The following is a 25,747-nucleotide window of genomic DNA, read 5'->3' on the forward strand; positions in this document are numbered from 1 at the left end:
CGCACGCCTCGCTGGTTTGCCCCGGGGCGTGCCCGAGGCGTAGCGCCATGGGGTCAGGCCGCAGCCGGCTGGGATCCCGCGTTGCGAGCATTCTCGCTTTCCTGCAACGCGCGCCACATCACCTTGCCGGTGCCCGACTTGGGCAGCGCGTCGACGAACTCCACCACGCGCGGGTACTTGTAGGCCGCCATATTCTCCTTGGCCCACTCGATGATGTCCTCGGGCGTGGTCTTGCCCCTGGCATGCGTCTTTAGCACCACCACCGCCTTCACCGTTTCACCGCGGTAGGCATCGCGCGTGCCGATGATGCAGGCCTCCTGCACATCGGGATGCTTGTACAGCAGGTTCTCGACCTCGGCCGGCCACACCTTGAAGCCCGAGGCATTGATCATGCGCTTGAGCCGGTCGGTAAGGAAGTAGTAGCCCTCCTCGTCCATGCGGCCCAGGTCGCCGGTGCGGAAGAAAGTCTTGCCCTCGAACTCGATAAAGGCATCGCGCGTGGCATCTGGCTTGCGCCAGTAGCCCTTGAACACCTGCGGGCCGCACACGATGATCTCGCCGACCTCATTGACCGCCACCTCCTTGAGCGTGACCGGGTCGATCACGCGCGCGTCGGTATTGAAGCTCGGCACGCCCAGGCACTGCAGCTTGGGCCGGTCGCCCGGGTTGCTGTGGGTCGGGGCCATAGTCTCGGACAATCCATAGCCTTCAATGTAGTTCAGGCCGAACTGCTGCTTCAGGCGCTCGGCCACCGCCTGCGGCATCGCCGCGCCGCCGCCGCCGATATAGCGCAGGCTCGACAGGTCGAACTGGTCGAGATTCGGGCTGCCCAGGAAGTCGATGACCATGGTCGGGATGTTGGTCCAGTGCGTGACCTGGTAGCGCGAGATCAGCCGGCCCGCGACTTCACGGTCCCAGCGGGGCAGCATGACCACGGTGGCACCACTGTAGATCGGGCCGTTCATGCCGTACTGCATGCCGGTCACGTGGAACAGCGGCAGCACCGACAGGATCGTCGACTCCGCGCCGCTGCCGCTCCAGATGCCACCCCCGACCACGTTATGCATGACGGACCGGTGGGTATGGATGCAACCCTTGGGGAAACCGGTGGTGCCCGAGGTATAGGGCATCACCGCCATGTCGTCCGGGCCAGCGGTATGCGGTCCGGGCACCAGTTGCGCGGCGAGCGCCTCGGCCCACGGCGTAGCGCCGGCGGGCAGCGGATGCCGGGTGGTCAGCCAGGCCGCCGGGGCGTCTTCCGGGTTTTCGTAGCTGGCCGGCAGCGCATCGCTGTATTGCGTGACCAGCAGATGCTGCAGGCGCTCACCTGCCGGCAACTCGGCGTTGGCCTGCTCGGCCCCGCCGGCGAGATCCGCGCTGCAGATCGCCACGGTGGCCTGCGCATCGCTGATGTAATGCTTGAATTCCTCGGTACGGTTCATCGGGTTCACCGGCACGACCACGGCGTCCGCGCGCAGGATCGCGTAATAGGCAATGATGAATTGCGGACAGTTCTGCATGTAGAGCAGCACCCGGTCGCCCTTCTTCACGCCCGCCTTTTGCTGCAGCCAGCCCGCCACTGCACTGGCCTGGGCTTCCAGCGCCCGGAACGTGATGGCGTTACCGAAGTACCGGATGGCTGCCTTGTCGGGGTAGCGCTGCGCGGAGACCACCAGGTTGTACCAGAGCGAGGTCTCCGGCAGCACGATCTCGGTGGGCGCGCGCTTGGGCCAGAACTGGAAATGCGGGCGCGCGGGCTGGGTGGTCTGCATAAGTGTCTCCTGTGCGGTCTGTCCGACCTGGTCTTGGAATGCAAGTGAAGCAATGAAGCAATGAATCAAGGAATATAACCGAACGACCGTTCTATTTTCAATCCATCGCTTACCCTTGTCCATCGTTGCTTCGATGGGCCACGGTTGCAATCGGCGGGTTCCGCCCCAAAATATGGGAGGTCGGCGCGCAAGGCGCGTCATTGCGCGTTATCCCTCGCGGCCCCGCCGCGGGTGTGCCACTTTCGAGACTAAGCCATGAGTGATGTAACCCTGCAGAATTTCGAGACGGACGTGATCGAGACGTCGCGCCACATCCCCGTGCTGGTGGATTTCTGGGCGCCCTGGTGCGGCCCTTGCCGCACCCTCGGGCCGATGCTGGAGAAGCTCGAAGGGGAAGCCGCCGGCAAATGGCGGCTGACCAAGGTGAACGTGGATGAAAACCAGGAACTGGCGGCACATTTCGGCGTGCGCAGCATTCCGCACGTGGTGGCATTTGCCGACGGCAAGGCGGTCGACCAGTTCACCGGCGTGCTGCCCGAGTCCGGCCTGCGTGAGTTTATTGCCCGCGTGATGCCCGATCCGGGCCAGGTGGCCCTGCGCGCCGCGCTCGATCACGCCGCCGTGGGCGACCGCGACGCCGCCAGGTCAGCCTTCCAGGCGGCGCTGGCGTTCGATCCCGGCTTTGACGCGGCTCGCCTCGAGTACATCGGCTTCCTGCTCGACGAGGACGCCCTGGACCAGGCCCAGGCGGAGTTCGGCATGCTGTCGCCGGGCGCGGCCCAGGAGGACGGCTACGCGGCATTGCGCACCCGGATCGAGGCCATGCGCGGCGTCTCCGACCTGCCCGACGCAGCCACGCTGGAGGCCCGCGTCGCCGCCGCGCCCGGCGACCTGCGGGCGCGGCTGGACCTGGCCCGCGCGCTGATCGCGCATCGGCAATACGAGAAGGCGCTGGAACAACTGCTGGCCATCGTGCGGACGGACCGCACCTTCGAGGACGATATCGGGCGCACGGCAATGCTGTCGGTATTCACGCTGATGAGCGACCAACCCGAAGCGGTTGCGCGCTGGCGCCGGCTGCTGGCCTCGGCGCTCAATTAAACTGCCGGGTGCGTACGGCGGGCCGGGCCCGGCGCCTTACTTGGCCCCGCCGCCCCTGCTTGCCTTGATCCTGTTCTCGCCGTGACCGCTTCCCCGCCCCGCCTGACCGATTTCCAGACCGCCCCCGAACCGCTGCCCAGCCACGACCGGCCGCGCCCCGACCGGCTGGTCGCCGGCAACCCGGACCGCACCACCTGGACGCACTACAGCGCCAGCCAGGGAGATTTCGATTGCGGTATCTGGGCTTGCGAACCGGGTGCCTGGCGCATTGCCTTCCCGGCGGGCAAAGAGGAATTCTTCCACGTCATCAGCGGACGCCTGCGCATCAGCGACGACGCGGGCAATGCCCGCGAATTCGGCCCGGGCGACGCCTGCGTGATCCCGGCAGGCTTCACCGGCCTGTTCGAGGTGCTCGAAGCGGTGCGCAAGCACTTTGTTGTGCTGGACCGCGCGGCTGCCAAGGCAGACTAGGCCACCTGTTCGGACGGTGCCTCGATCAGCGTGAAGCCGTTCTCGCGCATGTGGCTGACCATCATCGCGTCCATGCCCTTCACATGCTGGTCGAACCAGCCCGGCAGTTCCGACAGCAAGCGCCGGCCGAGCGCCAGGTCTCCCTGCGCCACTTTCTCGCGTACCGCGCCAGCCACCGCCAGCACCTGCTGGTGCTCGCCGCGATGGCAATGCTGCGGGCCGAAGGCCATCGCCTCCATCCACGCTTCCTCCTGTCCGAAATGATGGCGGGTGTGATCGATCCACTCGTCCAGCGCCACCAGGAAACGGGCATCGTCCGCGCGCGTGGCGGCATCCAGCAGTTGCACGAATTCGGCGTGGGTGGCGTCGGTCACCGGCTCGCCCAGCAACAGGTCGGGGGCCAGGGTGGCGGTGCTTGGGGAGGAGGAATCGGTCATATCGGGAGGACAAAAGCGCGCAAACCGCAAGGATACCGAATCCACGGAGGGCGGGGCTGATCCAGGACAAATCCCTGCGCGGCGGGGGCAGCCCGCGCCCGCGGGTTATGCTGACGGCTGGCGCTTTCCTCTCACCAGGCTGCCCCCTGGCTTCCCATGCCCCGACTGCTCTTCTTCTGCGGCCATGCCGGCACCGGCAAGACCACACTGGCCCACCGCCTGATCGGCCCGCTGATGCAGGCCACCGGCGAGCCGTTCTGCCTGCTCGACAAGGACACGCTTTATGGCGCCTACAGCGCCGCGGCGATGGGCGCCTTGACCGGCGACCCGAACGACCGCGACAGCCCGACTTACCTCAAGCATCTGCGCAATGCCGAATACCACGGCCTGCTCGATACTGCGCGCGAGAATCTCGCGCTGGGCATCAGTGTGATCGTCGTGGGTCCGCTATCGCGCGAGGTGCGCGACCATCTGCTGCACGACCCCGACTGGCTGCGCGTGCCCGCCGGCACCAGGGTTCGCACGCTGTGGGTGCACCTGCCGGAAGATGAGGCCCGCGCCCGCATCGTGCGGCGCGGCAACCCCAACGACGCCTACAAGCTGGCGCACTGGGACGACTACCGCACGCGGCGCTTCATGCCCGCACCGGAGCAGTACCCCGAACTGGCCTACTTCGACAACACCGCGCCGGGCGAGGCCGAACTGGCCGCCCTGCTGGCGCGCCTTGCGGCGTGACGCGAGAGTTCAGTCGGGCGCCGTGAGGGCGGCCAGCACACTCGAAGCCGCCACCATCCCGAACACCGCGGTCACCGCCACCGAGGAGCCAAAGCCGGCGCAGGCCAGCCCCTGCGGGCCGGCCGGTGGCGCAGTTGGCATGGCTGGCGCGCCTTCCGGGGCCTCGTCGATTTCGCAGGACTGCTGCTCGGGCTCGGGATAGCGCAAGGGCTCGTCCGAGTAGACCGCGTCGATGCCGAACTTTCTCTTGGGATTGCGCGGCCAGCCCCAGTCCTTGCGCAGGCTGGAGCGCACCTTGGCCAGCAGCGGGTCCTGGACGGTGCGGGAGAAATCGACGACGCGGATACGGGTCGGGTCGAGCTGGCCGCCGGCACCGCCGCAGGTGATGATGCGCCGGCCCTCGCGGCGCGCCCAGCCCAGCATCGCTATCTTGACCTTGACCGAGTCGATCGCGTCGATGATGTAGTCGTACCCGCCAAGCAGTTCCACCACATTGTCCGGGGTAACGAAATCGTCAACCTGCGTGACCTGGCAGCGCGGGTTGATCTGCACCATGCGCTCGGCCATGGCCTGCACCTTGGCGCGCCCATAGGCATCGCCCAGCGCGTGGATCTGGCGGTTGGTATTGGATAGCGCGATATGGTCGAGATCGATCAGCGTGACGCGGCCGACCGCGTTGCGCGCCAGCGCCTCGGCCGCCCAGCTGCCCACCCCGCCGATGCCGACCACGCAGACGTTCGCCGCCTCCAGCCGCGCCAGGCCCTCCGCGCCGTACAGGCGCGCCACGCCGCCGAAACGGCGGTGGTAGTCGTCCTCCTCCGGGCTCTCGTGGGTAAGGGCTGGCGGCAGTTGCGCCAGTTCCGGCGGGACGGAGGTTTCCGGGACGAGGTTGCTCATTTCTTGCTCGAAGCTTGCTGGTTTTGAAGAGAGACTGGGGGGGAAAGCGCGCGTTGAGGCACCTTGTCAGCCAAGCGCCGACAGGAGAACGGGGCGCGCAACTATACAATACCCACAGCCGTGGTTCGACCGCCGCATTGTCTCGCAGACAGCGCGCGGCTGCCCGCGCCAATCAGGAAACCGACCCCATGCCCGTGCGCCGCAAGGCCATTCTCTGGAGTGCACTGACACCGCTGGTGCTTATCGCCGCGCTCGTCGTGGTGATTCTGACCTTCGACTGGAACCGCCTCAAGCCGTGGCTTAACCAGAAGGTCTCGGAGGCCATCGGCCGGCCTTTCGCCGTCAACGGCGACCTTGCCCTGACCTGGCGCGGCGCCGAGGGCGAAACCGGCTGGCATACCTGGGTGCCCTGGCCGCGCCTTTCCGCGCGCGATATCACCATTGGCAACCCGGAGTGGGCCCGCGAGCCCAACTTCGCCACCGTGCGCGAACTGATCTTCGTGCTGCGCCCGGTGCCGCTGCTCTCCCGTCGGATCGCGATTCCCACCATCGTCGTAGACAGTCCCGTAGTCTGGCTGGAGCGGCTGGCGGACCAGCGCAACAACTGGACCTTCGCCACCCCCGCAAGCAAGACGCCTTCGCAATGGCGGCTGGATATCGGCGAAGTGGCGCTGGTGCGCGGCGATCTCGCCCTGGCCGACAAGGCGATGAAAATCGAACTGCAGGCGCGCCTGGACACCATCGGCGACGCGGCCCTCTATGAGAAGACCCGCGACGGCGCGCTGATCGCGCCGCCGGCATCCGGGGCCGGCACGGGGGCCGCCAGTTCCATCGGCACATCCGGCCACGCCGGCAGCACAAGCAGTGCAAGCAGCGCCGGCGGCCCGCGCTACGGCATCCGCTGGAAGGCCACGGGCCGCTACAACGAGGCCACCATCAACGCTAGCGGAAAGGCCGGTACCGTACTGAGCCTGCGCAACGCAGACGTGCCCTTTCCCTTGCAGGCCGATGTGCGGGTCGGCAATACGCGCGCGGTGGTGGAGGGCACGCTGACCAACCCTGCCCACTTCGGTGCGCTGGACATGCACCTGCAACTGTCGGGCGACAGTATGGCCAAGCTCTACGCGCTGACCGGCATCGTGCTGCCGAGCACCCCGCCCTACGAAACCCGCGGCCGGCTCGTTGCCACACTGCGCAAGGGCGCATCGGAATACCGCTACGAAAAGTTCACCGGCCGCGTCGGCGGCAGCGACCTGAACGGCTCGCTCACGTACACCCAGCGCCAGCCGCGCGCCCTGCTGTCCGGCGAGCTGGAATCGAACCAGCTGCGCTTCGAAGACCTGGCCCCGCTGATCGGCGCGGACGCCAGGCCCGGGCAGGCTGCCTCGGACAGCACGGTGCGCCAGCCGGCGGACAAGGCCCTGCCGGTAGCGCCATTCCGCACGGAGCGCTGGGACAGCATCGACGCCGACGTGAAGTTCACGGGCAACCGCATCATCCGCACCACCGACCTGCCGATCACCAACCTCGTCACCCATCTCAAGCTCAACGATGGCGTGCTCACGCTCGACCCGCTGAATTTCGGCGTGGCGGGCGGCAACCTGACGTCGTCGCTGCAACTCGACGGCAAGCGCGAGCCGTTGGCCGCCACCATCGACATGAAGGCGCGCCATCTCCAGCTCAAGCAACTGTTCCCGAAGTTCGAGACGATGCGCGCCAGCATCGGCGAGCTCAACGGCAGCGCCAGACTGAGCGCCACCGGCAACTCGGTGGCCACGCTGCTGGGCACGTCCAATGGCGAAGCCAAGCTGCTGGTGGAGAACGGCACCGTCAGCAAGTTCCTGCTGGAGGCAATGGGCCTGAACGTGGGCAGCGTAGTGATCCGCCAGCTGTTCGGCGACAAGCCGGTGCAGATCAACTGCGGCGTCAGCGATTTCACTTTCACCAAGGGGGTGGCCCGCGCGCGCACCTTCGTCCTCGACACCCAGGATGCGGTGATCGAGACCAGCGGCGGCGTCGACCTCGCCAGCGAGCGGCTTGCGCTCACCATCCGGCCCGAGTCCAAGGGACTGCGCATTCTTTCGCTGCGTTCGCCGCTCTACGTGGGCGGCACGCTGAAGAAGCCATCGGTCAGCCCGGACATCGGCGTGCTGGCCTTGCGCGCCGGCGGCGTGGTGGCGCTGGCGCTGGTGGCGCCGGTCGGCGCCGCCATCCTGCCGCTGACCGACCTTTCCACCGCTGACGAGAGCAGCCAGTGCGGCAAGCTGCTGGCGGAAATCCGCAAGCGCCCCACCGCGCCGCCGCCCGGCCAGGCCTATCAGGACCCGGGCACAGGCAGCACAGGCAAGACCGGCCAGAGCGCCGGCCCCCCGCCCTCGCCCGACGCACAGGCCGCGCCCGCCAGGCCAGCGGGTCCGGTGCGCCCCAGCCCACCTCAGCGCGCTACGCCAGACGCTTCCCTGTACCAGGGCGGCTAATCCGTGCCGAGCTGCCGGCCCGGCGTTGCCTGTCGGCGACACGCGCCCACTGACGAGCGTGTTCCGCGACGCAATTTCGCAACACTTTGGTGCATAAGCACAGTCTGTCGTTGTATATCGCCCACGCCGCTCGCATAATTAAACGGCCATTTACAACGAAGTCGTCAATACATGGCACGAAGCGGATGTCCGGCGGCGGATTGATTCCGGCGTTGGAGTCCTTCTTGGGTGCGGTTTCGGCCGCACTTGTTTTTTCCGATTTCCTTCCAGCCCCCGCCCCAGCATGACGCCGCTACACGCCACCGTCCCGCCGATCAGTTGCCTGATCGCGCTAACGGTGTGCAACCACGTGGCCTTCAATGCCAGCCGCGTGGTGGTGTCGCTGTTCGCCCTCTCGCTCAAAGCCTCGACCGTCACGCTCGGCATCCTGATGTCGCTGTATGCGCTGCTGCCGATGCTGCTCGCCATCCACGCCGGCAAACGCATCGACGAGATCGGCCCGCGCAAGCCGATGACGGCGGGCTCGCTGATGGTGGTTGCGGGCACGCTGCTGCCGGCGGTGTGGCCGGACATTGCGGCGCTCTATCTCTCCTGCGCCCTGATCGGCGTTGGCTTCATGCTGGTGCAGGTCGCCATGCAGTTGCTGATCGGGCAGATTTCCACCGATGCCACGCGGCTGCGCAACTACACGCTGCACGCGCTGGGCTTGTCGTTCTCCGCCACGCTGGGCCCGGTCGTGATGGGCTACGTGATCGAACACGCAGGCTACCGCCCGGCCTTCTTCGTGCTGGTGGCGGTAGCGGCAATCGGCGTGCTTGGCTTGCACCTGGTGCGCGGACGGCTGCCGGCACAGGGCGGGCGGGCCGCGCGCGGCGCGATCGTGGACGGCACGCGCAACTCCACGCTGAGCCTGCTCGCGCATCCGGAACTGCGCGCGGTCTTTATCGCCAGCGCGGTCCTGTCCGCGGCCTGGGACCTGCACGCTTTCCTGATTCCCATCCAGGGCACCCGGGTCGGCCTCTCGCCCTCGTCGATCGGCTGGGTGCTGGGCGCCTTTGCCATTGCCACCTTTGCCATCCGCGTGGCGATGCCGCTGGTGTCGCGCCGGCTGTCCGAATGGAAGGTGATTCGCGTCGCATTGCTGGTCGGCGCGGTGGCCTACCTGATCTATCCCTTCGTCACCGCGTTCTGGCTGATGTGCTGCCTGGCCTTCCTGCTCGGGCTGGCGCTGGGCAGCGCCCAGCCCAACGTCATGAACATCCTGCATACGGCCTCGCCCACCGGGCGCGCCGGTGAGGCGCTGGGCCTGCGCTCGGCCGTGCTCAATACCAGCCAGGTGGTGTGGCCGCTGACCTTCGGCGTGGTCGGCACGGCGCTTGGCATGTTGCCGATCTTCCTGTCGATGGCCGGCGCGATGGGTGTGGCGGGCTACTACTCGCGCGGCCAGGCCCGCAAGCTGCCTCCGCCGCCAGCCTGAAGCGCAAGCGGCCTCGCCGGCGACTTGCGCGCGCGCAAATGCGGCTTGCTTCGCTTTCGCTATACTCAAAGCAGACAGGCCGCACGCGCAGGGCGCCTGCCCGCGCGCGGCCTGCTGACTCGATACCTGATCCGACATGACCCAACTCGCCGACCTCCGCCGCACCTACGTACTCGGATCGCTGTCCGAATCCGATGTGGCGTCCGATCCCATCAGCCAGTTCCAGCGCTGGTTCGATGAAGCCATCCACGCCAAGCTCCCCGAGCCCAATGCCATGACGCTGGCCACCGTCGACGCCGACGGCCAGCCCTCGGCACGCATCGTGCTGCTCAAGGGCATGGATGCAATGGGCTTCACCTTCTTCACCAACTACGAAAGCCGCAAAGGCCTGGACATTGCCGCCAACCCACGCGCGGCGCTGCTGTTCCACTGGGTGCAACTGGAGCGCCAGGTACGCGTGGAAGGCCGCGTTGAAAAAGTTACCGAAACCGAGAGCGATGCCTATTACGCTACACGGCCGCTCGGCTCGCGCCTTGGCGCCTGGGCCTCGGAGCAAAGCCGCGAGGTAGCGGACCGCACGATACTGGAGCAGCGCGAAGCGGATTTCCGCGCCAAGTTCGGCGATAACCCGCCGCGCCCGGCGCACTGGGGTGGCTATCGCGTGGTGCCGACCCGGATCGAGTTCTGGCAGGGGCGGCCTTCGCGCCTGCACGACCGAATCGCCTACCGGCTGCAGGCGGATGGTGCCTGGCAGATCGTGCGCCTGTCGCCCTGAACGCGATGCCGGCCGCCAAGGCCGCGCACTGCACAATATTAGGATTTGTCGTAAAGTGGATAAAGGTCGCCACCGGGAGGCGGCGGCCGCCACGAGCAGGCCCCGCCTGCCCGCTGCTGTGAGTTCGAGGAGTGTGCCGCAACCTGTCAGGAGGGAGGCCGCATGTTTTTCAAGCAAGCACTGGACAAGCAACTGGACCACTGGATCGCCGATCTGCGCGATCGGGCCAATCTCCCCGTCAGGCTGCGCCTGTGGAACGGCAACGAGTATCCGCTCGGCCGCTTCGAGCAGCCGGCGGTGACGCTCACGGTACGCGAGGCGGGCGCGCTACCCCTGCTGCTGACGCCCAGCCTGGATAATCTCGGCGAAGCCTATGTGCAGGAGAAAATCGATCTCGACGGCAAGCTGAGCGACATCATCGCCGTGGCTTACCGCTTCTCGGCGGCCGCCAGCGCGCAGGCCGGCGGCGCGCTGGCGCGGGTGGCACGGCACTTCGCGCACACCAAGGCAGCCGACAAGGCCTCCATCCAGTATCACTACGATGTTTCCAACGAGTTCTACCGGCTCTGGCTCGATCCGGGCATGGTCTATTCCTGCGCCTATTTCGAGCATGGCAACGAAGACCTCGCCACTGCGCAGCGCAAGAAGATCGACCACATCCTGACCAAGATCCGGCTGCAGCCAGGCCAGACCCTGCTCGATATCGGCTGCGGCTGGGGCGCGCTGGTAATGCGCGCGGCGGATAAGTTCGGCGCGCGCTGCGTGGGCATCACGCTGTCGCAAAACCAGTTCGACCTGGCCACCGAGCACGTCAGGCAGGCAGGGCTGTCGGACCGCATCGAGATCCGCCTGCAGGATTACCGCGATACCGCCGGCACCTTTGACCGCATCACCAGCGTCGGCATGTTCGAGCATGTGGGCAAAAACAACCTGACCGCTTACTTCAGCCGCATGCGCGATTTGCTGGCCGACGACGGCTACGCCATGAACCATGGCATCACGTCGCCCGATCCCGACAGCGGCGCCACGCCCATGGACGGCTCCGAGTTCATGGATCGCTACGTCTTCCCGCAGGGCGAGCTGCCGCACATCGGCATGGTGCTCAACACGCTGCAGCGCGGGGGCCTGGAGGCCACCGATGTCGAACTGATTCGCGGCCACTACACGCGCACGCTGCGCCACTGGGCGGATAACTTCGAAGCCCAGGGTGATACCATCCGCGCCATGGTGGGCGAAAAGAAGTACCGCATCTGGCGCATCTACCTGGCAGGATGCGGGCATGCCTTCGACACCGAGAAGATGTCGATCTACCAGGTGGTTTGCCACAAGGCCGGCCTATCGTCGCAGAGCTTGCCCTGGTCGCGTCGCTATATCTACGACAAATCGCTTGACTGAAGCTACTTGACTGAAGACCTGTTCGGCGGCCTGCCGGAGCCAGCGGCGCCGCCCGCTCCCGGCACTACCGCAACCAATGCCGGGGCGAACCCGGCAACGCCTGCCACCAGACCCGCGCGCGGCAAGATCGTGCAGGCGCCGCAGCCGGACCCTGCCCTGCTGGCGCTGGCGGAGCGCCTGCCAGCCGGCCTGCATCTCGGCACGTCGTCATGGTCCTATGGGGGCTGGAACGGGCTGGTCTACCAGGGCGAATACAGCGACAGCCTGCTCTCGCGCAAGGGGCTGGCCGCCTACTCCCAGCATCCCTTGCTGCGGGCCGCCGGCATCGATCGCGGTTTCTACGCACCGATCCCGCTGGCCGACCACATGGCCTACGCGGCCCAGGTGCCGGCGCATTTCCGCTTCCTGGTCAAAGCTCCGGCGAGCGTCTGTGATCCGTGGCTGCGCACGTCCGAGGGTGCGGGCCGGCTCGCCAATGCCAGCTTCCTGGATGCCGCGATCGCCGCGCGGGATTTCGTGGCGCCCGCCACCGCGGGCCTCGGCACCAAATGCGGGCCTTTGCTGTTCCAGCTCTCGCCGCTGGGCGCGATGGCCGCGGACAGTGCCGGCTTCCTGTCGCGGCTCGACGCCTTCCTCGGCGCCCTGCCGCCACTCGACCCCGGCGCCACGCCGCACGCCTGCTACGCAGTGGAACTGCGCGACGCCAGCCTGCTCACGCCCCGCTTTATCAAGTTGCTGCGCGCACGCGGCATACGTTTTTGCCTGTCGGCGCGCGAGCGCATGCCGCCCGCGGAACGGCAATTGCCGGCGCAGGCGCTGATGGACCAAGGTGAGCCCGGTCCCCTGGTGTTGCGCTGGATGCTGCATGCCGGCTTTGCCTACGAGCAGGCCGAATCCCGCTACGCGCCGTTCGACCGGCTGATCGACGAAGACCCGCATACCCGCGCGGTGATCGCGGAGCAGGTGGTACGCACGCTGCGGGCGGGCCAGCCCGCCTACGTGATCGTCAGCAACAAGGCTGAAGGCTCCGCGCCGCTGACCTGCCTGCGCCTGGCCGAGGCGATTGCCGAACAGCTGGCCGGCAGCTAGCCGCCGGCCAGCACCTCAGCGATTCAGCAGGTGAGCGAACTTTTGCCGGAACTTGGCCAGCTTGGGCGAGATCACGAAGGAGCAATAGCCCTGGTTCGGGTGATTCTGGTAGTAGTTCTGGTGGCTTTCCTCGGCGCGCCAGTACGGCTGCGCGGGCTCGATCTGCGTCACCAGCGGCGCGTCGTAGAGCTTTTGCGCAGTCACCTCGCGCATCACGTACTCAGCCATGGCACGTTGCGGCTCGGTGTGGGTGAAGATGGCCGAGCGGTACTGCGTGCCCACGTCGTTGCCCTGCCGGTTCAGCGTGGTGGGATCGTGGATGGCAAAGAAGATCTCAAGGATCTCGCGATACTTGATCACCGAAGGGTCGAAGCTCACGCGCACCACTTCGGCGTGTCCCGTGTCGCCGTCGCAAACCTGCTCGTAGGTCGGATGGTTCACGTGGCCGCCGGTGTAACCCGACTCCACGGCGCGCACGCCCTTGACTTGCTGGTACACCGCCTCCAGGCACCAGAAGCAACCGCCCCCCAGGGTGGCAATTTCCCGCTCGTTGTCCATCTTGATTCTCCGGCTCGTGACAATAGCTAGCATACTCGTTCGGCTCCCGGCCTGCCGCCGAAGTATGGCCCGCCGGACCGGGTGACCGCGCCGGAGTCTTGCCGACGCTATTTGATGGGCAAGGCGACCGGCCGGATGGGCGCGGCATCGGCGCCGCGGAACTTCAGCGACGCGCCGATAAAGGCGAACTGGTAGACGCGGTCGCGCGACAACGCCTCCAGGTTCACCAGTTCGATAATCGGTGCGCCCTGCTGCGCCAGCAGATAGGTGTGCACCGGGATGTAGTTGTCGGGCACTTCCGCCGGGAAGGTCTCGAAGCTCAGGTTATCGGCGCCGACCACCATGGCGCCGCCCTCTTCCACGAGAAACCTGGCCGCATCCAGGCCAAGGCCCGGCGGGTTGGCCATGTACGCCTGGGCATTTTCATAATGTTGCATGCGCCCCGTGCGGATCAGCACCACGTCGCCTTTCTGCAGCCCTGTGCCTTGCTTGGCCAGCGCGTCGCGCAAATCCTGCCGGGTCACCCGGTAGTTGTCGGGCAGCATATCCAGTCCCTTGGCCGCGGCTACGTCGATCAGCACGCCGCGGGCGACGATCGGTGGCAGCTTCTCCGCGCCGGTGACTTTCCAGCCGCGATCGCCCAGGTGCTCGGCGGCGGAATAGCCGTTCCAGATCTTGCCGTTCAGGCCGAAGTGGTTGAGCGCATCGATATGCGTGCCCATGTGCGCGTACATGGAAACCGCCGACCCGCTGTAGCTGACATGCCGGTTCATCGCCTCGCCCACCTGCATGGAGTCGGCCACCAGGTTGCCGTGCGGGGTATGGGTCATCCACATCTGGTACGGCGGGTCGCCGGCCGCCTGCCAGCTCGGCATGCCGATGAAGTAGTCAACCGCCAGATCGTAGGCCTGCGTGCCCGAGACGCGCGCCATGATGGCGGCGCGCGAGGCCGGGGTGATCAGGTTGAGCCGGCCTATCTCATCCTTGGGGCCCCAGGGGCTGACGCCTACCTGAGGCGCCGCGGCGGCGGCACCGCTCAGCACAGCCAACAACATCGACAAGGAAAACCTGGCGAACCGGCGCCCGGCGGCGCGGGCGGGATGGGACGGGATGGATTGCGACATGGGAACTCCTGAAAGGTTGGCGCTTTCCACGGCAACGTGGAAGCCATGTCGCCATCCTATTAGGCATTCTCCGGTAGATAATCTGCGTATTCAGACGAACATATTCAACCCAAGGGAAAATATATGGATTTGCTTGCGGCCATGCGCACCTTCCGCCGGGTCGTGGAGCGCGACAGCTTCAGCCAGGCCGCCGCCGATCTCGGGCAATCGACCGCGGCGGTCAGCAAGCAAGTGCGTCAACTGGAGGCGCGCCTGGGCGCGCTGCTGATCCTGCGCACCACGCGGCGCATGAGCCTGTCGGAAACCGGCCGCGCCTACTTTGCCGAATGCTGCCGCCTGCTCGACGAGCTGGATGCGCTGGAGCGGGCCACGGCGGCGGGCAAGGAGGAGATCAGCGGCCGCGTGCGCGTGAATGCGCCGCTGTCATTCGGCCTCAAGGTGCTTTCGCCGATCCTGGTGACATTCATGGCGCGCTACCCGCAGCTGCAGGTCGAGCTGACCCTGGACGACCGGCTGCTGGACGTGGTGTCGGAGGGTTTCGACGTGTCGCTGCGCATCCGCTCCGCGTTGACGGACTCGTCCCTGATTGCAAGGCGGCTGGGCGAGGTCGAGCAGTTCATCTGCGCCGCACCCGACTACCTGGCAGCCCGCGGCACGCCGCGCAGCGTCGAGGACCTGCGCGGCCACGATTGCCTTGCCTACCAGCTGGCCGACTATCCGGGGAGCTGGCACCTGGAGGGGCCGCTGGGAACCACCAGCATCGAAGTACCGGCCCGCTTCTCGGCGAACAACAGCCTGCTGCTCAGCGACATGCTGCTGGCCGGGATGGGCATCGGCGCGCTGCCTTCGTTCATCGCGCTGCCGTTGCTGGCGCGCGGCGAGCTGGTCAGGGTGCTGCCTGAGCATGCGCTGGCCGGACGCAGCATCTACGCGCTTTATGCAAGCCATCGCCATCTGCAACGCAAGGTCGGCGTATTCGTGGACTTCCTGGCGGAGGCCTTGCGGGGTCAATAGCAGACGCGCGCGCGGCTTGGCGCGCGTCAGCCGGACGACATTGCCAACATGGCCCGCAATTGCGGCTTGAGTACCTTGCCCAGCGCGCTCTTGGGCAGGCTGTCGAGCAGCACCACCCGCCGCGGCAGCTTGAAGCGCGCAATGGACAAGGCCAGCGTTTCGCGCAGCGCCTCTTGCGCCAGCGCAGCGCGGTCCGCCCCCGCGGCCGGCACCACGACCGCGACCGGCACTTCGCCCCAGCGCGGATCGGGCAGGCCGACCACCGCGCAGTCCTGCACGCCGGGCAGGCCCAGCAGCACGTTCTCGATCTCGGCCGGATAGATGTTCTCGCCGCCGGAGATGATCATGTCCTTGCTGCGCCCGACCACTTCGATGCACCCGTCGGCATTGCGATGGGCGAGATCGCCGGAGTGGAACCAGCCGTCACGGAAGTCCGGATGGTCCGGCTGCCGCCAGTAGCCCTGCATCACGTTTGCGCCGGCCAGCCAGAGTTCGCCGACTTCGCCATCGGCCATCTCGGTGCCATCCGCGCCGACCAGCCGCACCCGCACCTCCGGCTGCGGCCAGCCTGCGTAGCCCGGCCGCGCCATGGCCTGGTCCAGGCGCAGGACGACCGACACCGGTCCCGTTTCGGTGGCGCCGTAGACCTGCCCCAGCGGAATGCCGCGCGCGTGAAAGGCATCGATGTACGCGCGGGGAATGGGCGAAGAGCCTGCCATCACGCCGCGCAGCGAGGACAGATCCGCCTGCGGCCAGCCGGGATGCCCGAGCACCGCGCGCAGCGTGGCCGGCACCATCAGCGACAACGTGGCTCGCGTCTGCGCCAGTGCCGCGAGCCAGGCATCCGGCGCGAAGCGCTGGTGCAGCGTCACCTGCGCCCCGGCCAGCAGCGCCGGCAAGGTCTGGATGCAAAGGCCGCCCACATGGAACAGCGGCAGCACTGACAAGATATGGTCGTCCTGCGTCATGCCGTGCGCCCACCAGCTCGCGCGGGCGTTGGCCAGCAGGCCCGCCTGCGTATGCAGCGCGCCCTTGGGCTGGCCGGTGGAGCCGGAGGTGTAGACCAGCAGCAGCGGTGCCTGCCCGGGCGGCCGCGACGGCTGCGGCAACCGCGTGTCCAGCGCTACCGGCCGGTCGATCAGGCTGTCGATGGGCGCATGCATGGCAGTTGCCGCCACCTCCGCCGCGGCCTGCGCGTGCGGAGCGTCGTGGAACAGCATGCGAATGCCCGCATGCGCGGCGATAGCGCTCAACTCCGGCACTGCCAGGCGAAAATTCAGCGGCACGAAGATGGCCCCCAGCCTGGCGCACGCGAACAGCAGCGCGAGTTGCAGATCGTGATTCAGGCACAGCGTGGCCACACGATCGCCCGGCCGCACGCCCCAGGTGCCGGCCAGGTGGGCGCATGCGCGCTCCACGCGCCGCCACAGCTTGCCGTAGCTGATGGTGCGGCCCACGCTATGCAGCGCCGGACGCTGCGGTGCGGCGCTCACGTGCGCATGCAGCGCGCGCAGCAAGGCGCCCGGATCCGGGGTGCCGGCGAAGAGCCGGTCGGCACGCTCGCTCATTCGTCGCGCTCACCCGCTTCGTAGAGCGTCTCGCGGCCCATGCGGTCCATGATCAGCTCCGCGGTCCAGGGCAGCATCAGCGCGCCGCAACGCGAATCGCGATAGAGGCGCTCCAGCGGCAGGTCCTTGAGCATGGACTGGCCGCCACAGGTGCGGATCGCCAGCCGGGCGATATCGTTGGCGCCTTCCATCACCGTGTAGTGGGCGGCGTACAGGCGCATGCGCGCATCCTTGGACGGACTGGCGCAGGCTTCGTGAATCACGCGCCAGAAGATCGAGCGCATGTTCTCGAGCTGGATACGCATCTGCGCCACCGCGATCTGCTTGGTGGGATACATGCGGCGCTTCACCGGCGGCTGGCCCGGCACTTCGCCGCGCAGGTACTGCACGGTGAAATCGTAGGCGGCCTGCGCCACGCCGAGATAGGTGGGCGAGAGCGTGAAGAACATCGCCGGCCAGGTCTGCGCGGCCTTGTAGTAGACGCCGCGCGGCATCAGCTGCTCCTGGTCGGCGACGAACACATCCTTGAGCAGCAGCGTGCGCGACACCGTGCCGCGCATGCCCATCGGGTCCCACTCGCCGGTCACGGTAAGGCCTTCGGCATTGCCCGGCACCGCGATATAGAGCGTGTCGCGCATATCGGGCGCATGGTCCGCGCACTCCTCCGTGCAGAGGATGCCGTAGTAGTCGGCCGCGCCCGACAGCGAGGCGAAGATCTTGCGGCCATTGAGCACCCAGCCGCCTTCCACCTTGCGCGCGCTGGTGCCGAACGGCGCGCGCCCGGCGGCAGCGGCCGAGCCTTCGGAGAAGGGCTGGGCATAGATCGCGCCGTCCCTGACCACGCGGGCGAAATGCAGTTCCCGCCGCGCCTCGTGTTCGGCACGCTGCTCAGGCGTCATGGCGATACCGTCGGCCAGCATGCCGGTCCACATGGTGGAGCAGATATGCATGTTGTAGGTCAGCGCGGTGGCGCCGCAGAAGCGGCCGATCTCCGCGCCCACCATGCAATAGGTGGCAAAGTCCGCGCCCTCGCCGCCGAACTCGCGCGGCACGCACAAGGCCAGCAGCCCGGTTTCGCGCAGGTCGTCGTAGTTGGCAAAGGGGAAGCTGGCCTCGCGGTCCCACTGCGCCGCGCGCGGGGCAAAGCGTTCGCGGCCCAGCCGGTTGGCCAGAGTCAGCAGGCGCGCCTGCGTTTCGGTGAAATCGGCGCTGCCGACGGCAGGGATGAAGTCCAGTGGCATGTTCGTTGTCTCCCAGGGCGCCGCTTGCACGCGGCGATGCCTCGTTGGTATTTTTCTGTGCTCGCTGACCGGCGGCGCCGTATTCAGCGCGCGGGGAAATGCCGGCCGAGGAAGCCCAGCACGGCGGCATTGAAATCCGCCGGCCGCTCCATGCAGGCCAGGTGCCCCACTCCCGGCAGGCACAGGTACTCGGCGCCGGCGATCTTCTGCGCCATGCGCTCCATCACGGCCGGTGCCGCATTGGCATCGTGCTCGCCCGCCAGCGCCAGCACCGGCACGCCGATGCGCGCGAGCATTTCGCGCCGGTCGAAACGCACCAGCGCCTCCAGCGCGGCGCGATAGGTGTCGGGCCGCACCGCTGCCATCACGCTGGCCGCGAACGCCACCGCCTGCGCATCGGCATCCGGCGCGACCATCGCGCGCACAAGTCCGGCCGCCATCTGCGCCATCGTCTTGCCGGCATCGAGCGGTGCCGTGCGCGCTGCAACGAAATCGCGCTGCCACTGCCCGTCGGCCTTGCCGAACGCGGGCGAGGTACCGGACAACACCATGCCGTCGATCAGGCCGGGCATGGCTGCGTAAGCTTCCTGCGCCACCATGCCGCCCATGCTGTGGCCCAGCAGCACGACGCGCCTGCCGGCATCGCGCTCGGCCTGGAGTACCGGCTGCAAGGCTTGCGCCAGCCCGGCAAAATCGTAAGGCGCGATCAGGGCGCTATCGCCATAGCCGGGCATGTCCCACGCTACCGCGCGATAACCCGCCTGCGACAGCGCATCGAGTTGTGCCGGCCACGCTGCCTTGCCTCCGCCGATGCCATGCAGCATCAAGACGGCTACCGGCCCTGTGCCCTGTGCGACCAAGGCAACGCCATTGGGGAAAATCTGGAGATTCGTGTTTGCGTTCATGCTCATGCATCCGCCTTGGTGGATGGGCTTGGACCGGCAAGCCGGCCCTCGTCGACCTCGCTCGCGCCGTCGAGCGTGATCGTGCAGTTGCGCAGCGGCAGGTCGAAGTGGCCCAGCGTATGGCGGCCGGCCACCTCGTTGGCGCCGGTGGAATAGAGAAAGTTGCCGGCGAAGGCGCGCAACTCTGTCCCATTGCAGTCGCGCTTGTCGTAGAAGGTCATGGCATCCCAGCGGGCCTGCGGGTTCAGGCCCCAGCCAACATGCGAGACCGCGTAAGCATCGCGCGTGCCTTCGCGGTCGGCCCAGGCCGCGTAGTAGCCGCGCATCATGTCGGCGTCCATGCCCTGTCCTTCGATGCCGATCATGTAGTCATCCTCGATATGGCAGACGATGGTGTCGCGCAGGTAGGTCTTGAAGGTCAGGTTGACGTCGCCTGGCGCCAGCACCAGGGTGCCGTTGACCTGCCCGCCTGCGGGGAATGCCAGGCAAAGGCCGCCCGGCCAGTGCGCGACCTGGCCCGGCTTGTTGCAATAGCCCCAGACACCGCCCACGCGCGCGCTTGCCAGGCCGACGCGCAACTCGGTGCCTGCCGCCGAGTGCACGCGCATCTCGCGCGCGCCGCGCAGCCGCTTCATCGCGGCGCGCACGCTGCCCTCCAGCGCGGGATCGGGCAGGCAGCGCTCCAGGATTTCGGGGTGTTCGTTGCTGACCATCAACAGGCGCGGCACGATGCCGTCGGCGCCTTTCAGGATCAGGGGCAGTTCGGGCGCATGGAGCAGGCCCTCCACGGTGCAATCGATCACCAGGTGGCAGCGCTGCAAGGCGGCTACCACGGGTGCCAGTTGCTGCAGGGCGTCGCTGGCCCCGGTGGAACGCACCGGCGCCGGCGCCTGAAGCGCCGGGGACGGTACCCGGAGGCGCACCGGCGTGGCGCCGAGCGATTGCACGGCCAGTTCAGCCAACTCCACATTGACGCGTCGGGATTGGGACTCCGTTACAATCCCAACCACTTCCTGGGCGGTCAGGGCGCACAGTTCAAGGGTGCGCCGAAAAGCCGCCAGCCAGCGGTGCTCGATTTGCTCGATGAGCATTTGTCTCCTCCTGGTGCGATCCTGCCGTGGTCTTGGCATGGTCCCGGCGGCAGTCTTGGTGGGGCTGCCCACCGATGCCGCCCGCCGGGCGCATTAGCTTGTGCTTGTGATTCTTGTCGCTGGCGCAAATAATATATGAAATTTCATGGATCCCAGTGGAGCCCGCACGATGGGCATGCCTGAGGCCTCCGGCAAGGCCGCCTCTCCCGATTTCGATACGCTGCACTTCCGGCGCGCGCTGTCCCAGTTCGCCACCGGCGTGACAGTCATCACCACCCGCGCGGGCCCCGGCTCGCCGCCGGGTGCGCCGTTCGTGGGCATCACCGCCAGTTCGTTCAACTCGGTCTCGCTCGATCCGCCGCTGGTACTGTGGAGCATGGCCACGCGCGCCAACAGCCTGCCGATGTTCCGCGACGGTTCGCACTACATCATCAATGTGCTGTCGGCATCGCAACTCGATCTGTGCCAGCGCTTCGCCACGCTCAAGGGCGACCGCTTCGCCGGTGTCGACTACCGCCTCTCCGAGACCGGCCTGCCGATCCTGGCCAATGCGCTGGCCTGGTTCGAATGCCACAACCGCAGCCGCTACGACGAGGGCGACCACGTCATCTTCGTGGGCGAGGTGGAACGTTGCGGCGTGCACGACAACGCGGGCAACTCGCTGGTGTTCCACGACGGCCGCTTTGCCACCACCCGCCCGCTGACGGACTGAAACGCAGGCGCACAAGGCCATCGCAGCCATGACGGATTCGCCCAAGCCCGCTTTTGTCGACGGCTACCTGCCTTATCTGCTGGCGCGGGCCAGCTACCTTGTGTCCGGCGAATTCCACCGGCAGGTGGAAGCGGCGGGCTTCTCCGTGCCCGAATGGCGCGTGCTCGCCACGCTGGCCGACCGGCCGGATTGCACCATCGGCGCGCTGGCCGACATCACGCTGACCAAGCAACCCACCCTGACCAAGCTGATCGACCGCATGGCCGCCAGCGGCCTTGTCGCGCGCCGCAACGGCGCGGACGACCGCCGGCATGCGCTGGTCTCGATCACTCCGCGCGGCCGCGCCCGCGCCCGCGCACTGCTCGAGCAAGCCGCCGCGCACGAGCAGCAGGTGCTGGACGACTTCGGCCCGCTGCAAGGCGATCAGCTCAAGGACACCCTGCGCCGGCTGATCGCGCTGCACACGCCGCGCTGATTTGCGCCAGGGCGGCGGCTCAGGACGACGGATCGCCCTTGATCACCGCCAGCGGCGACCCGTCGGTCTTGATCCTCTGCAGCACGATGTTCGAACGGATATCCATCACGCCGGGCGTGCGATAGAGCCGGTTGACGATGAAATCCGAGTAATGCTTGAGATTGCGCGCCTGCACCTTCAGGATGTAGTTGCTGTCGCCGGTGATGATGTAGGCCGACACCACTTCGGGCCAGGACTGCACCGCCGCGTTGAACGTGTCGTGCCATCCCTCCGTTTCGGGGCGCATGGACACCTGCACAATCGCTTCCAGCTCCAGGCCGAGCATTTCGGCATCGAACCAGGCGCGGTAGCCGCCGATCACCCCGCTCTCCTCCAGCAGCCGGACCCGCCGCAGGCAGGCTGAAGGCGACAGCGCCACGCGGTCGGCCAGGTCCTGGTTGCTGATGCGCCCGTTCTCCTGCAGGCAGGTCAGGATGCGTAAATCGATGGGGTCGAGGTTCATTTCGCAGATTCTTCCATGACTTCATTCATTCATGAAATTCTATGCGAAATATGCACCGACAGTCCGGCTAATTAGCAAGCCTCTTGCCCGGAATATTGACTATCATGCCGTCATCCGCTCCACGTAGAGCACCGGAACGCCGGCCCCCGGCGTCAGCCACCCAATGACAAACCGCCCCGCTCCCGACATCCAGCGCCAGCTATGGGACATCAGCCCGCCGCTCTCGCCCGACACGCCCGTGTGGCCCGGAGACACGCCTTTCCAGCAGCAAGCCGCCTGGCAGATGGACGCGCACTGCCCGGTCAATGTCGGGCGCATCACGCTGTCGCCGCACACCGGCGCACATGCCGACGCACCGCTGCACTACGCTGCGGACGGCGCGCCCATCGGTGAAGTGGACCTGGCGCCCTATCTCGGTCTTTGCCGGGTGATCCATTGCATCGGCGCCAGCCCGCTGGTCGAACCGCACCATATCGGGCATGCCCTGGCGGGCGTGCCGCCGCGGGTACTGCTGCGCACTTACCAGCAAGCTCCGCTGGCGCAGTGGGACCCCGGCTTCTGCGCGGTCGCGCCAGAAACCATCGCGCTGCTGGCCGCGCATGGCGTCACGCTGGTCGGCATCGATACGCCTTCGCTGGACCCGCAGGAATCCAAGACCATGGACGCGCACAACATGGTGCGCCGCCATCGCCTCGCCATCCTTGAAGGACTGGTGCTCGACGCGGTGCCAGAAGCCGACTACGAACTGATCGCGCTGCCCCTGCGCTTTGCCGGACTCGATGCGAGCCCGGTACGCGCCGTGCTGCGCAGCCTGACCTGAACCTACCGAACCGCCCCCCAGGAAACCTCTCACCCATGACTGCAATGACCCGCGAGCAATGCCTCGCCCTTGACCAGCAGGACCCGCTGCAAAGCCTGCGCGAACAGTTCGCACTGCCGGACGGCGTGATCTACCTCGACGGCAACTCGCTGGGCGCCCGCCCGCGCAGCGCCGCGGCACGTGCCGCCGAGGTGGTGAGCGAGGAATGGGGCACGGGCCTGATCCGCAGCTGGAACACCGCCGGCTGGTTCGAGCTGCCGCAACGCCTGGGCAATATGCTGGCGCCGCTGGTGGGCGCCGGCGAGGATGAAATCGTCGTCACAGATACCACGTCGATCAACCTGTTCAAGGTGCTGGCGGCCGCGCTGCGCGTGCAGCAGACGCGCGACCCGAAGCGCAAGGTCATCGTGTCGGAGGCAAGCAATTTCCCCACCGACCTCTACATCGCCCAGGGGCTGGCCGACCTGCTTCAGCAGGGTTACTCGCTGCGCCTGGTGAACGCGCCCGAGGAAATCGATGCGGCGGTCGACGCCGACACCGCCGTGCTGATGCTGACCCACGTCAACTACAAGACGGGCGAAATGCTGGATATGGCAGGCCTCACTGAGATGGCGCACGCCCGCGGCGTGCTCACCGTATGGGACCTGGCCCATTCAGCCGGCGCGGTGCCGGTGGCGCTGAACGAGTCGAAGGCCGATTATGCGGTCGGCTGCACCTACAAATATCTGAATGGCGGCCCCGGCTCGCCCGCATTCCTGTGGGTCGCGCCGGCACTGCGCAACGCCTTCTGGCAACCACTGTCCGGCTGGTGGGGCCACGCCGCACCGTTCGCGATGGAACCCGGCTACCGGCCGCGCGAGGGCGTGGCCCGCTTCCTGTGCGGCACCCAGCCCATCACCTCGCTGGCCATGGTCGAATGCGGCCTGGAGATCTTTGCCCAGACCAACATGCGGTCACTGCGTGCCAAGTCGCTGCTACTGACCGATCTCTTTATCGCGCTGGTGGAGGCACGCTGCGGCCATCACCCGCTCGAACTGGTGACCCCCCGCACCCACGCGCGCCGCGGCAGCCATGTCAGCTTTGCCCATCCGGACGGCTTCGCGCTGGTGCAGGCCCTGATCGAACGCGGCGTCATCGGCGACTACCGCGAACCGCGGGTCGCGCGCTTCGGATTCACCCCGCTGTACACCAGCTTCACAGAAGTGTGGGATGCGGTCGAGATCATGCGCGACGTGCTGGACAGCGGCAGCTACAAGGCCGAGCGTCACCAGACCCGTGGCCAAGTGACCTGAGCAGGAGCACGCAACATGAATAGCAACAAAGGATGCCCGATGTCGGGTGCGGGCCTGGGTGCAAAAGAAGCCAGCGGCGACGACGCCAGCTGGCACGACGCCCAGATGGATTTCGCCAGGGACATGAGCTACGGCGACTACCTGGCGCTGGACAAGATTCTCAACGCCCAGCATCCGCTCTCGCCCGAGCACAACGAGATGCTGTTTATCGTGCAGCACCAGACCAGCGAGCTGTGGATGAAGCTGGCGCTGCACGAGTTGCGCGCCGCGCGCGAATGCGTGCGCCAGGACCAGTTGCCGCCAGCCTTCAAGATGCTCACGCGGGTATCGCGCATCATGGAGCAACTGGTGCAGGCGTGGAATGTGCTGGCCACCATGACGCCGCCGGAATACTCGGCGATGCGTCCATACCTGGGGATGTCGTCCGGTTTCCAGTCCTTCCAGTACCGCGAGATCGAATTCATCCTCGGAAACAAGAACGCCGCCATGCTGCGCCCGCATGCACACCAGCCAGAACACCTGGCCCTGGTGGAGGAAGCACTGCGCACGCCATCGCTGTATGACGAGGCGATCCGCCTGATGGCACGGCGCGGCTTTGCCATCGATGCGGCCTGCATCGAGCGCGACTGGACCCTGCCGGCCGGCGAAAACGCCTCGGTGGAAGCCGCGTGGCTGGAAGTCTATCGCCAGCCAGAGGCGCACTGGGAACTGTATGAACTGGGCGAGAAGTTCGTCGACCTGGAAGACGCCTTCAGGCAGTGGCGCTTCCGCCATGTCACGACCGTGGAGCGCGTGATCGGCTTCAAGCGCGGCACCGGCGGCACGGAGGGCGTCAGCTACCTGCGCAAGATGCTCGACGTGGTGCTGTTCCCCGAATTGTGGAAGCTGCGCACGGATCTGTAAGCGCGACCGCTAGGCGGTGCCGGCCAGGCCGGTACCGCCGCCCCCGAGCGCTCAGAGCGCCGGGTCCGACAGCCGCGCCGCCAGCGCGCGCAAGGCCGGAGCCAGCTTGTCGTGGAATACCGCCTCCTCGACCGAGCCATAGGACGCGCTGCAACTGAGCATGTGCAACTCCTTCTCTCCCACTGGCCGGAACGCCACCGCGCACGCGTGGATGGCAGGATGCCAGTCGCGGAATGACGCCGCGTAACCCAGGGTCGCGGCCTCCGCCACCGTGGCACGCATTGCCGCCTCCTGCGTTTTCCACTGCTCCGGATAGGCCTGGGCAAACTCCGCCAGCACCCGCTCGCGCTTGGCCGCCGGCAAGGCAGCCAGGTAGGCGCGCCCCATCGAACTCGACACCAGCGACAGGCGCGACCCTACCCCCAGCCCGAGCATCACACCCGCATCGTTCCGGATCGATTCAAGATAAATCACCTCCAGCCGCTCCCGCTTGCCCAGCGACACGGATACCCCGTAAGCCTGGGCAAACGCCAGCATGTGCGGGCGCGCCAGCGTGACTACGTTGGAAGCGGAAAGGTAGGAATATCCCAGCGCCAGCACGCCGGCGTCGAGCGCGTATTTGCCCAGGCTATCGTCATAGCGCAGGTACCCCAGTTGCACCAGCGTGCCTGCCAGCCGGCTCACGGTTGCCTTGGGAAAGCCGGTGCGGCGCACGAAATCCTGGTTGCCGAGCATCGATTCGCCGGTGCGGAAACAACGCAGCAACTCAAGGCCGCGCGCCAGCGCGGTGACGAAATTGGGATCGCTTTCGCGCGGTGTGGCGCTGACGACATCTGCTGCGGGCGTGGCTTGCGATTCGGTGGCCAAAAGAAGTCTCCGCGGGTGGGATGAAGGCGCGCGCCTATTGCACGGACCG

At 67.1% G+C, this 25,747-nt stretch carries 25 protein-coding genes; 14 read left to right on the plus strand and 11 right to left on the minus strand.

Annotation, left to right across the window (positions count from 1 at the left end):
* Window positions 1–53: 53 nt before the first annotated feature.
* On the minus strand, window positions 54–1,772 hold the full coding sequence (locus tag ACZY0R_RS31315; protein WP_488863886.1) for a long-chain fatty acid--CoA ligase: 1,719 nt from the start codon (window positions 1,770–1,772) through the stop codon (window positions 54–56).
* A gap of 255 nt (window positions 1,773–2,027) precedes the next feature.
* Between ACZY0R_RS31315 and trxA the strand changes: the two genes are divergently transcribed.
* Entirely contained in the window at window positions 2,028–2,873 is an 846-nt protein-coding gene (trxA, locus tag ACZY0R_RS31320) for a thioredoxin (protein ID WP_488863888.1), read from the plus strand.
* 81 nt (window positions 2,874–2,954) lie between these two features.
* Window positions 2,955–3,344 (plus strand): cupin domain-containing protein, encoded by a 390-nt coding sequence (locus tag ACZY0R_RS31325; RefSeq protein ID WP_045236051.1) that lies wholly within the window; start codon window positions 2,955–2,957, stop codon window positions 3,342–3,344.
* On the opposite strand, the gene ACZY0R_RS31330 is transcribed toward ACZY0R_RS31325, so the two are convergent.
* Window positions 3,341–3,781, minus strand: coding sequence for a bacteriohemerythrin (locus ACZY0R_RS31330; protein WP_488863889.1), 441 nt, complete (start codon window positions 3,779–3,781; stop codon window positions 3,341–3,343). The two genes, ACZY0R_RS31325 and ACZY0R_RS31330, sit on opposite strands and share 4 nt — an antisense overlap.
* Window positions 3,782–3,937: 156 nt before the next feature.
* Between ACZY0R_RS31330 and ACZY0R_RS31335 the strand changes: the two genes are divergently transcribed.
* Window positions 3,938–4,516, plus strand: coding sequence for a P-loop nucleotide/nucleoside kinase family protein (locus ACZY0R_RS31335; protein ID WP_045236049.1), 579 nt, complete (start codon window positions 3,938–3,940; stop codon window positions 4,514–4,516).
* A 9-nt stretch (window positions 4,517–4,525) separates the two neighbouring features.
* On the opposite strand, the gene tcdA is transcribed toward ACZY0R_RS31335, so the two are convergent.
* A complete protein-coding gene (tcdA, locus tag ACZY0R_RS31340; protein WP_488863892.1) occupies window positions 4,526–5,413 on the minus strand; it encodes a tRNA cyclic N6-threonylcarbamoyladenosine(37) synthase TcdA in 888 nt (295 codons plus the stop codon).
* 188 nt (window positions 5,414–5,601) lie between these two features.
* Between tcdA and ACZY0R_RS31345 the strand changes: the two genes are divergently transcribed.
* The 5 genes from ACZY0R_RS31345 to ACZY0R_RS31365 all read left to right on the plus strand — a co-directional run bounded on the left by ACZY0R_RS31345 (window position 5,602) and on the right by ACZY0R_RS31365 (window position 12,626).
* Window positions 5,602–7,890 (plus strand): AsmA family protein, encoded by a 2,289-nt coding sequence (locus tag ACZY0R_RS31345; protein ID WP_488863894.1) that lies wholly within the window; start codon window positions 5,602–5,604, stop codon window positions 7,888–7,890.
* A gap of 283 nt (window positions 7,891–8,173) precedes the next feature.
* Complete coding sequence (locus ACZY0R_RS31350) at window positions 8,174–9,367, plus strand: MFS transporter (protein WP_488863896.1); 1,194 nt, start codon at window positions 8,174–8,176, stop codon at window positions 9,365–9,367.
* A gap of 136 nt (window positions 9,368–9,503) precedes the next feature.
* Complete coding sequence (gene pdxH / locus ACZY0R_RS31355; protein ID WP_441624790.1) at window positions 9,504–10,142, plus strand: pyridoxamine 5'-phosphate oxidase; 639 nt, start codon at window positions 9,504–9,506, stop codon at window positions 10,140–10,142.
* 162 nt (window positions 10,143–10,304) lie between these two features.
* Window positions 10,305–11,537, plus strand: coding sequence for a class I SAM-dependent methyltransferase (locus ACZY0R_RS31360; protein ID WP_488863898.1), 1,233 nt, complete (start codon window positions 10,305–10,307; stop codon window positions 11,535–11,537).
* A gap of 6 nt (window positions 11,538–11,543) precedes the next feature.
* On the plus strand, window positions 11,544–12,626 hold the full coding sequence (locus ACZY0R_RS31365) for a DUF72 domain-containing protein (RefSeq protein WP_488863900.1): 1,083 nt from the start codon (window positions 11,544–11,546) through the stop codon (window positions 12,624–12,626).
* Between the two features lie 15 nt (window positions 12,627–12,641).
* On the opposite strand, the gene msrA is transcribed toward ACZY0R_RS31365, so the two are convergent.
* A complete protein-coding gene (msrA, locus tag ACZY0R_RS31370) occupies window positions 12,642–13,184 on the minus strand; it encodes a peptide-methionine (S)-S-oxide reductase MsrA (protein WP_045236043.1) in 543 nt (180 codons plus the stop codon).
* A gap of 107 nt (window positions 13,185–13,291) precedes the next feature.
* The gene (locus ACZY0R_RS31375) at window positions 13,292–14,239 is read right to left on the minus strand and encodes a cyclase family protein (protein WP_488866276.1); all 948 of its coding nucleotides are present in this window, start codon (window positions 14,237–14,239) and stop codon (window positions 13,292–13,294) included.
* Between the two features lie 192 nt (window positions 14,240–14,431).
* On the opposite strand from ACZY0R_RS31375, the gene ACZY0R_RS31380 reads away from it, so the two are divergent.
* Complete coding sequence (locus ACZY0R_RS31380) at window positions 14,432–15,322, plus strand: LysR family transcriptional regulator (RefSeq protein ID WP_488863903.1); 891 nt, start codon at window positions 14,432–14,434, stop codon at window positions 15,320–15,322.
* Window positions 15,323–15,348: 26 nt separating this feature from the next.
* On the opposite strand, the gene ACZY0R_RS31385 is transcribed toward ACZY0R_RS31380, so the two are convergent.
* The 4 genes from ACZY0R_RS31385 to ACZY0R_RS31400 all read right to left on the minus strand — a co-directional run bounded on the left by ACZY0R_RS31385 (window position 15,349) and on the right by ACZY0R_RS31400 (window position 20,127).
* A complete protein-coding gene (locus ACZY0R_RS31385) occupies window positions 15,349–16,890 on the minus strand; it encodes a class I adenylate-forming enzyme family protein (protein ID WP_488863905.1) in 1,542 nt (513 codons plus the stop codon).
* Window positions 16,887–18,131 carry an acyl-CoA dehydrogenase family protein gene (locus ACZY0R_RS31390; RefSeq protein ID WP_488863907.1) on the minus strand — a complete coding sequence of 415 codons (1,245 nt, stop codon included), beginning with the start codon at window positions 18,129–18,131 and terminating at the stop codon, window positions 16,887–16,889. The genes ACZY0R_RS31385 and ACZY0R_RS31390 overlap by 4 nt, the downstream gene beginning before the upstream one ends.
* Window positions 18,132–18,214: 83 nt before the next feature.
* Window positions 18,215–19,036 carry an alpha/beta fold hydrolase gene (locus ACZY0R_RS31395; RefSeq protein ID WP_488866278.1) on the minus strand — a complete coding sequence of 274 codons (822 nt, stop codon included), beginning with the start codon at window positions 19,034–19,036 and terminating at the stop codon, window positions 18,215–18,217.
* A 2-nt stretch (window positions 19,037–19,038) separates the two neighbouring features.
* Window positions 19,039–20,127, minus strand: a complete 1,089-nt coding sequence (locus tag ACZY0R_RS31400; protein WP_488863909.1) for a 2,5-dihydroxypyridine 5,6-dioxygenase NicX family protein — start codon at window positions 20,125–20,127, stop codon at window positions 19,039–19,041.
* A gap of 169 nt (window positions 20,128–20,296) precedes the next feature.
* Between ACZY0R_RS31400 and ACZY0R_RS31405 the strand changes: the two genes are divergently transcribed.
* Both ACZY0R_RS31405 and ACZY0R_RS31410 read left to right on the plus strand, forming a co-directional pair.
* Complete coding sequence (locus ACZY0R_RS31405) at window positions 20,297–20,839, plus strand: flavin reductase family protein (RefSeq protein ID WP_488866280.1); 543 nt, start codon at window positions 20,297–20,299, stop codon at window positions 20,837–20,839.
* A 28-nt stretch (window positions 20,840–20,867) separates the two neighbouring features.
* On the plus strand, window positions 20,868–21,314 hold the full coding sequence (locus tag ACZY0R_RS31410; protein WP_488863911.1) for a MarR family winged helix-turn-helix transcriptional regulator: 447 nt from the start codon (window positions 20,868–20,870) through the stop codon (window positions 21,312–21,314).
* Window positions 21,315–21,333: 19 nt separating this feature from the next.
* On the opposite strand, the gene ACZY0R_RS31415 is transcribed toward ACZY0R_RS31410, so the two are convergent.
* Window positions 21,334–21,816, minus strand: a complete 483-nt coding sequence (locus ACZY0R_RS31415; protein ID WP_488863913.1) for an Lrp/AsnC family transcriptional regulator — start codon at window positions 21,814–21,816, stop codon at window positions 21,334–21,336.
* Window positions 21,817–21,979: 163 nt separating this feature from the next.
* Between ACZY0R_RS31415 and kynB the strand changes: the two genes are divergently transcribed.
* Genes kynB through kynA form a run of 3 tightly spaced genes read left to right on the plus strand, consistent with a single transcriptional unit; the run spans window position 21,980 to window position 24,831 of the window.
* Window positions 21,980–22,636 (plus strand): arylformamidase, encoded by a 657-nt coding sequence (gene kynB, locus ACZY0R_RS31420; protein ID WP_488863915.1) that lies wholly within the window; start codon window positions 21,980–21,982, stop codon window positions 22,634–22,636.
* 35 nt (window positions 22,637–22,671) lie between these two features.
* Window positions 22,672–23,928 carry a kynureninase gene (kynU, locus tag ACZY0R_RS31425; RefSeq protein ID WP_488863917.1) on the plus strand — a complete coding sequence of 419 codons (1,257 nt, stop codon included), beginning with the start codon at window positions 22,672–22,674 and terminating at the stop codon, window positions 23,926–23,928.
* 15 nt (window positions 23,929–23,943) lie between these two features.
* Window positions 23,944–24,831, plus strand: a complete 888-nt coding sequence (gene kynA / locus ACZY0R_RS31430; RefSeq protein WP_488863919.1) for a tryptophan 2,3-dioxygenase — start codon at window positions 23,944–23,946, stop codon at window positions 24,829–24,831.
* A gap of 51 nt (window positions 24,832–24,882) precedes the next feature.
* Here the strand turns inward: kynA and ACZY0R_RS31435 are convergent, their stop codons facing one another.
* Window positions 24,883–25,698, minus strand: coding sequence for an IclR family transcriptional regulator (locus ACZY0R_RS31435; protein ID WP_441624809.1), 816 nt, complete (start codon window positions 25,696–25,698; stop codon window positions 24,883–24,885).
* Between the last annotated feature and the right edge of the window lie 49 nt (window positions 25,699–25,747).

The organism is Cupriavidus sp. F041, assembly GCF_057814235.1.

Coding starts and splice junctions, on each gene's coding strand:
- ACZY0R_RS31405 (WP_488866280.1), top strand. CDS start 20,297: ATGGGCATGCCTGAGGCCTCCGGCAAGGCCGCCTCTCCCGATTTCGAT.
- ACZY0R_RS31360 (WP_488863898.1), top strand. CDS start 10,305: ATGTTTTTCAAGCAAGCACTGGACAAGCAACTGGACCACTGGATCGCC.
- kynB (WP_488863915.1), top strand. CDS start 21,980: ATGACAAACCGCCCCGCTCCCGACATCCAGCGCCAGCTATGGGACATC.
- kynA (WP_488863919.1), top strand. CDS start 23,944: ATGAATAGCAACAAAGGATGCCCGATGTCGGGTGCGGGCCTGGGTGCA.
- ACZY0R_RS31410 (WP_488863911.1), top strand. CDS start 20,868: ATGACGGATTCGCCCAAGCCCGCTTTTGTCGACGGCTACCTGCCTTAT.
- kynU (WP_488863917.1), top strand. CDS start 22,672: ATGACTGCAATGACCCGCGAGCAATGCCTCGCCCTTGACCAGCAGGAC.
- msrA (WP_045236043.1), bottom strand. CDS start 13,184: ATGGACAACGAGCGGGAAATTGCCACCCTGGGGGGCGGTTGCTTCTGG.
- ACZY0R_RS31385 (WP_488863905.1), bottom strand. CDS start 16,890: ATGAGCGAGCGTGCCGACCGGCTCTTCGCCGGCACCCCGGATCCGGGC.
- ACZY0R_RS31380 (WP_488863903.1), top strand. CDS start 14,432: ATGGATTTGCTTGCGGCCATGCGCACCTTCCGCCGGGTCGTGGAGCGC.
- ACZY0R_RS31375 (WP_488866276.1), bottom strand. CDS start 14,239: ATGTTGTTGGCTGTGCTGAGCGGTGCCGCCGCCGCGGCGCCTCAGGTA.
- ACZY0R_RS31315 (WP_488863886.1), bottom strand. CDS start 1,772: ATGCAGACCACCCAGCCCGCGCGCCCGCATTTCCAGTTCTGGCCCAAG.
- tcdA (WP_488863892.1), bottom strand. CDS start 5,413: ATGAGCAACCTCGTCCCGGAAACCTCCGTCCCGCCGGAACTGGCGCAA.
- pdxH (WP_441624790.1), top strand. CDS start 9,504: ATGACCCAACTCGCCGACCTCCGCCGCACCTACGTACTCGGATCGCTG.
- ACZY0R_RS31395 (WP_488866278.1), bottom strand. CDS start 19,036: ATGAACGCAAACACGAATCTCCAGATTTTCCCCAATGGCGTTGCCTTG.
- ACZY0R_RS31335 (WP_045236049.1), top strand. CDS start 3,938: ATGCCCCGACTGCTCTTCTTCTGCGGCCATGCCGGCACCGGCAAGACC.
- ACZY0R_RS31350 (WP_488863896.1), top strand. CDS start 8,174: ATGACGCCGCTACACGCCACCGTCCCGCCGATCAGTTGCCTGATCGCG.
- ACZY0R_RS31415 (WP_488863913.1), bottom strand. CDS start 21,816: ATGAACCTCGACCCCATCGATTTACGCATCCTGACCTGCCTGCAGGAG.
- ACZY0R_RS31345 (WP_488863894.1), top strand. CDS start 5,602: ATGCCCGTGCGCCGCAAGGCCATTCTCTGGAGTGCACTGACACCGCTG.
- ACZY0R_RS31400 (WP_488863909.1), bottom strand. CDS start 20,127: ATGCTCATCGAGCAAATCGAGCACCGCTGGCTGGCGGCTTTTCGGCGC.
- ACZY0R_RS31390 (WP_488863907.1), bottom strand. CDS start 18,131: ATGCCACTGGACTTCATCCCTGCCGTCGGCAGCGCCGATTTCACCGAA.
- trxA (WP_488863888.1), top strand. CDS start 2,028: ATGAGTGATGTAACCCTGCAGAATTTCGAGACGGACGTGATCGAGACG.
- ACZY0R_RS31330 (WP_488863889.1), bottom strand. CDS start 3,781: ATGACCGATTCCTCCTCCCCAAGCACCGCCACCCTGGCCCCCGACCTG.